The sequence below is a fragment of the Microcystis sp. M113S1 genome, from assembly GCF_020246945.1.
In the GTDB taxonomy this organism is placed as follows: Bacteria; Cyanobacteriota; Cyanobacteriia; order Cyanobacteriales; family Microcystaceae; genus Microcystis.
The window spans coordinates 1-5776 of the sequence record NZ_JADBSA010000156.1 but is presented as its reverse complement, the minus strand read 5'-3'; the positions used below and the strand labels follow the sequence as shown (position 1 = coordinate 5776).

Annotated in this window: 4 protein-coding genes and 2 pseudogenes; 1 reads left to right on the top strand and 5 read right to left on the bottom strand. The window is 46.1% G+C overall.

Annotated features, from left to right (window positions below):
• The 5 genes and pseudogenes from IM319_RS07790 to IM319_RS07770 all read right to left on the bottom strand — a co-directional run.
• On the bottom strand, positions 1–354 hold a 354-nt coding region (locus IM319_RS07790; RefSeq protein WP_287735204.1), incomplete at its 3' end, for an RNA-guided endonuclease InsQ/TnpB family protein.
• A gap of 330 nt (positions 355–684) precedes the next feature.
• On the bottom strand, positions 685–1290 hold the full coding sequence (locus tag IM319_RS07785; protein ID WP_287735203.1) for a hypothetical protein: 606 nt from the start codon (positions 1288–1290) through the stop codon (positions 685–687).
• A 96-nt stretch (positions 1291–1386) separates the two neighbouring features.
• A complete protein-coding gene (locus IM319_RS07780; RefSeq protein ID WP_287687202.1) occupies positions 1387–2061 on the bottom strand; it encodes a MarC family protein in 675 nt (224 codons plus the stop codon).
• A gap of 175 nt (positions 2062–2236) precedes the next feature.
• Positions 2237–4606 (bottom strand): arylsulfatase, encoded by a 2370-nt coding sequence (locus IM319_RS07775; protein ID WP_287735202.1) that lies wholly within the window; start codon positions 4604–4606, stop codon positions 2237–2239.
• A gap of 32 nt (positions 4607–4638) precedes the next feature.
• A pseudogene (locus IM319_RS07770) lies at positions 4639–4734 on the bottom strand (RNA-guided endonuclease TnpB family protein); the annotation flags it as partial.
• A gap of 123 nt (positions 4735–4857) precedes the next feature.
• Between IM319_RS07770 and IM319_RS07765 the strand changes: the two are divergent.
• Positions 4858–5776 (top strand): annotated as a pseudogene (locus tag IM319_RS07765) (ISAs1 family transposase); the annotation flags it as partial.

Sequence of the window (5776 nt, the reverse complement as noted above, 5' to 3'; positions counted from 1 at the left end):
TGCTGATTGTTTAGATTTACGTTTTTTAAATTTAGGAGGTTTGACTTTATTTCCTTTTCTTTCTCCCTTGCAAGATGCAAAAAAGTTAGAGTAGGCTGTCTCTAAATCTCTCAAAGACTGTTGTAAAGGAATAGAAGAAACTTCGGTCAGCCAAACTTTTTCTTTTGTTTTTTTAATCTGAGTTAGTCTTTTGGACAACTCTGTATATTTTGGCTTTTTCTCTCCTTGTTGATATAGTTCTTGGCAGTAAGCTAAGGTATCGTTCCAGACAACACGCACACACCCAAACAACTGAGACAAAAGCCTCTTTTGTTGGTCTGTTGGGTAAAGGCGGTATTGATACCTTGCTTTCATTGAGTTAAAATATGTGTGTCCGCATTCTATTTTAACTAGGTCTGATAATTATGTCAAGCCATCTACGAAAAGAAAGACACTCTATAATCAGTGATCAGTAAACAGTAATCAGTAATCAGTAAAAATACAGTAGGAAAATTCTATTTAATACTGCACACTTAAAAACTCACATCTGATAACTGATGACTTACCCACTGATAACTGATAACTGATAACTGATAACTGAGAGGTGCAACCCTGGAAGTTCTTAAGTGCTATATTAAAGATCAAGAAAAGCCGTCGTAAAACGACGGGGTTTTAACCCAAATTTTCGATAATAGAACAAGCGTATTAATAACGTAGGGGTCCACCGTAACCACCGTATAAACCGACTCCGCGGGTACCAGCCCCCACCCCGTAAAAGCCAGGACCGACACCACCACCAACACCAATCCAATCGATAAATAGGGAAGTTGTCCCGCCGGCCTTGGGTAGAGTCCCTTCGATTAGCTTGTAGCTATAAATCAAGTCCTTGCCATCGATGACGGGATTGCTAATCTCGACGACAACTATAGTATTGTCTTGACGACCAGGTTCGTAGACTGAGAGGGTCGCATTGGGGGGATCGTTAGCAAAATTATCTTTTCCCGCCCGGGCTGTCCACTCATCCAGATAGGCGGCCATGGTCAGATTACCAGCAATCCGGTTCGGGCGATCGGAAAAGTATAATGTCTGTTTGTTGACATTTACCAAGCGAATTGTTTTTGTGACGGGATCTATCTGAATATCTTCTGCCGTTTGCACGAACATTAACTGCACTTTTTCTTGAGCAGGAGTAGTCTGGGCTACAGAAATATTGGGCATCCCCCAGCTAGTGATTGCCATGGCCGCTACTCCCAGAAAAAGTGTATAACGAAAACGCTTCAGGGATTTGGTCAATTGCTCAGAATTTCTCATGATTGCTCTCCTTAATACCCAGTTTAAATATACAACAGCTTATTTGATATTTTCAGTAATTTTCTTAGCTAACTATTTAGACTAATTAGCAATTTGCTATGATGGCAGTTTAGGAACGATCTGATCGACAAAAATATTAATCAAACCTGTCACCATAAATTGTACTCCGATCGCCGCTACAAATAGCCCCATAACTCGCTGAGTAATACTCAAGCCAATATCTCCCAAAAGTCTTTGTAACCATTTGCCAGCAGCGAGGATGAGAAAGACCAAAAAACTGACTAAAATTGTCATCAAAATCAGTTCAATGCCCATACCGTCACCCAGCTTTGATTCGGCTTCACTGGCATAAAGGATAACGTTAGCAATAACCCCAGGTCCTACCAATAAAGGCATAGCCATAGGAATAACAATTTGCCGATAAACTGACTTAGCTTCGCTGAGATAATCCCCTCCTCGCTCATTAATTAAAAGCTCTTTTGTCCCTCCCCCAGAACCGTTAACAATGTTGATACCGATCATCAACAAAAGCACTCCACCAGCAAGGCGAAAAGAGTCTAAGGTGACACCAAAGAATTTTAGCATTGACGTTCCGATAAACATAAAAATTAACAACAAACACAAGACAGTTAACGAGACAAATAGAGCCACGAGTCGCTGTACTTCTTGACGTTCGCGAGCGGTGTAACTAATAAATATCGGCAGCATCCCCAGAGGATTTAAGAGGGCGAATAGAGTGATGGCAAAGTTTCTAAAAAAAGACCATTCCATAGAACAAAGTTGCTAATTTAAACTCAATTTTTTTGCTTTTAACCGAGGGAAAGTCTAGATAAAACTACCAGCGCGGTTAGTTTTTGCTATAGAAAATTAAACATTGGCTCGCCAGCGATCGCGATTCCTCCTCTAAGACCGAATAAGCGAAACCGTCGATCGCAAGTCCCCTTTTCTACTGCCGGGCCATGATAATTTTCAGACGTTCCTCCTGGTCGATCAGGTGGTCATGATCGTCCGTACCCAGATCCAGTTGAACCCAACCGATCTTGCCAGTGAAACGACTGGTTTTCGAGGTATATTCCGCCGCTACGGGGGTACCGGATTCGTAGCCGATATCCGTGGTCTCGTCCGCAGAGAAAATAAAAGCCTGAGTTCGTTCTACCCGACCCGTACCCACCGGTTGACCGTCGTAGTAGAGGGTGACATTTCCCCCCCGTCCTAAACCACCGCCATCGTAGGCAAACTCCATCCGTACCTGATGCTTACCGGCCGGGATCGTCTCCGTCGCCTCGGTGACAAAACTTTGAATCCCCAGCACGTTATAGACGAACTTGGCTTTTCCGTCGTGGGTATAGACACTCCAACCACCGAAGCGGCCGCCTTGGGCGATAATCACCCCGTCCGCGCCTTCCGGGGGAATGTTCAGTTCCGCCGTCACCGAGAAGGATTTATTTTTGATGTTGATGACGCTATTTTCAGACAAACGCCCCATCCCGGCAAAGAATAATTGCGAGTTTCCCCGCACGAGGGTAGGCCGGCCAGCGGTGGCGGGATCGACCCGTTCCACTTGGCGATCGTCTAGGGGCAGTACATTATACTTAACCGCCTCGATCAGAAATTGTCGCTGTAGTTCGTGCAGTTTCTCTGGCATTTCCCGGGAGAGATCCCGAGCTTGCGTCCAATCCTTACTGCCGTCGTATAGTTCCCAGATATCATCGTCGAAAGGAACCATCGTCTGTCCAGTCATAATCCACGGGGTGCGGTGCTTGGTAATCGCACTCCAACCCTTGTAATAGATGCCCCGATTGCCAAACATCTCGAAATACTGCACATCGTGACGTTCGGGGGCGGCCGCGTCGTTAAAGGTATAAACCATACTCGTACCCTCGTAGGGACTTTGTAGGACACCGTTAACTATAGTCGGTTCGGGAATTCCCGCTACTGCCAACACCGTCGGGGCCACATCGATCAGATGACAGAACTGATGGCGAATCCCACCTTTTTCCGTGATGATTTTGGGATAACGAACAATCGTACCGTTGCGGGTCCCGCCCCAGTGAGAAGCGACCTGCTTCGTCCATTTGTAGGGGCTACTCATCGCCCAAGCCCAACCGACCGCGTAGTGATTATAGGAATCGGGCGCGCCGAAGTCATCCAGTTTCGAGAGGAGAAATTCCGGGGTTTCTAGACCCGCTAATCCGTTAAAGTTGGCCATCTCGTTAAACGCGCCCTGAAGCGTTCCCTCGGCGGATGCGCCGTTATCGCCGATGATGACGTAAACGAGCGTATCGTCGAGGATTTCTAGATTTTCTAAGGCTTGAATCACCCGTCCCACCTGATCATCGGTATGTTCCATAAAGGCGGCGTACACCTCCATCTGGCGCTCTAATACCGGCTTCAGGCGCTCGTCCATGTCATCCCAGGCGGGAATTTCGGCGTGACGGGGGGTGAGTTCGGCATTTTGGGGAATTACGTCCAGTTCTTTCTGTCGGGCAAAGGTAATCTCGCGCTGGTGATCCCAACCGTGAGCGAATTGGCCCCGATACTTGTCGATCCATTCCTTGGGGACGTGGTGGGGGGCATGGGTCGCTCCGGGGGCGAAGTACATAAAGAAAGGCTTATCGGGGGCGAGGGCCTTTTGTTGACTGACCCAAGCGATCGCTCGATCGGCCAGATCTTCGGTCAGGTGATACCCTTTCTCCGGGGTTTTCGGCGGTTCGATCGGGGTTGTTCCCTCGTACAGTGCCGGCTCCCACTGGTTATTCTCGCCACCGATAAAGCCGTAGAAATACTCGAATCCACCCCCGCCGGAGGGCCAAGCGTCAAAGGGGCCGATCGGGCTGGTTTGCCAAACCGGTACCTCGTGACACTTACCGAACTGCGCCGTGGAATAGCCGTTCAGCTTCAGGGTCAAGGCGAGGGGGGCTTTGGTGTTGGGACGAACGGAACTCTGCCCGGGGGCGGAGGTGGCGGTTTCGGTGATGTTGCCCATGCCGACCGAGTGATGATTCCTTCCGGAGAGCAAAGCCGCGCGGCTGGGAGAGCAGAGGGCAGTGGTATGAAAACGGGTATATTTTAGCCCCTGTGCCGCTAATCGCTCGAAAGTGGGGGTATTGCACGGCCCACCGAAGGCGCTGGAGGCTCCGAAGCCCACGTCATCGAGCAGCACGATCAGCACGTTGGGCGCGCCGTCCGGCGGTCGGATATCTCGAATCGGGGGATAGTCAGTGTCCGGATTCTTCGCGTCGTAGGTGATTAGACCGAAGGTGGTCAAGTCGGGAATCGGTAGAATTTGGCGTTGGATCGGCTTATCTTGGGACATAGTTCATTTCCTCTGTTGACATACTCCCACCGTCAAGCTACGCTGTGACGGGGGATTCTTTCTACATTGCTGTTATAAATTCCTTGTTCAACGAGACAGCTTAGATTCTCAATGTCTCCACTGAAAACCTTTCTTGTCGGACTCTCCCCCCCCTTGCCCTTAGGGCTGTTTCATTCTCCCATCAGAATATCAAAAGTAAAAGCGATCACTGTCTTTGTAAAATGAGAAGTGACCGGCAATTTTTAAAATATATGTTGAGCTTAATAGAAAAACTGAAACAAGTCAAGGACTTTCGGAAAGATAAAGGAAAAATGCACCCTTTATGGATAGTATTAGTAGTAATAATACTGGGAACAATGCTAGGATACTCAGGTTATAGAGAGCTAGGAGAGTTTGCTCAAAATAATCGGCACAGGCTCAGTCAAGAATTTAACATAATTCCAGAAAGAGTCCCATCGTCTTCAACAATTAGAAGGGTAATGATGGGAGTTGAATGGCAGAGTTTGTTAAAAATGTTTAATGAATGGGCATTAGAAGAATATGGACAAAGAAGTGATATAAATTGGCTAGATATAGATGGAAAAAGTCTCAAAAACACCCTAGAGAATCCTAACAATGCTCACCAAAATTTTATCATGTTTGTCTCATTGTTTAGTCAAGAAAGTGGACTGGTATTACACTTAAAAAGAATCCAAAACAAAAAAGGGTCTGAAATCGAGGAAGGTCAAGCTATAATTGAGGATTGCTCTCTCCAAAATAAAGTTTTTACTGGCGATGCTTGACACTGTCAGAAAAAAACAATCAGCTTAATAATCAAGAGTAAAAATGATTATGTTATCACCGTTAAAGGAAATCAGAAAAATCTTTATAAGCGAATACAAGACCTGAGTAATTCCTCAAAGCCATCAAGTTGTTTTCTTGAATAAGATAATAGTCATGGTCGAAAAATATCAAGAAAAATAGAAGTTTTTAAAGTGAGGAAAAATGAAAGACAAGGGTTTGAAAATCTGCGCCGAATTATTAAAGTATAAAGAAAGGGTAGTCGCGGGGATAAAACTTATGAAGAAACAGCTTACTATATCAGTAGCCTAACCGAATCCGCCCAAGTATTTGCTAAAATTATTCGAGGACATTGGAAAATAGAAAATCAGTTACATTGGGTAAAAGATG

Excerpts from the sequence above, each read along its gene's own strand:
- IM319_RS07785 (WP_287735203.1), bottom strand. The coding sequence starts at position 1,290 with ATGAGAAATTCTGAGCAATTGACCAAATCCCTGAAGCGTTTTCGTTAT.
- IM319_RS07780 (WP_287687202.1), bottom strand. The coding sequence starts at position 2,061 with ATGGAATGGTCTTTTTTTAGAAACTTTGCCATCACTCTATTCGCCCTC.
- IM319_RS07775 (WP_287735202.1), bottom strand. The coding sequence starts at position 4,606 with ATGTCCCAAGATAAGCCGATCCAACGCCAAATTCTACCGATTCCCGAC.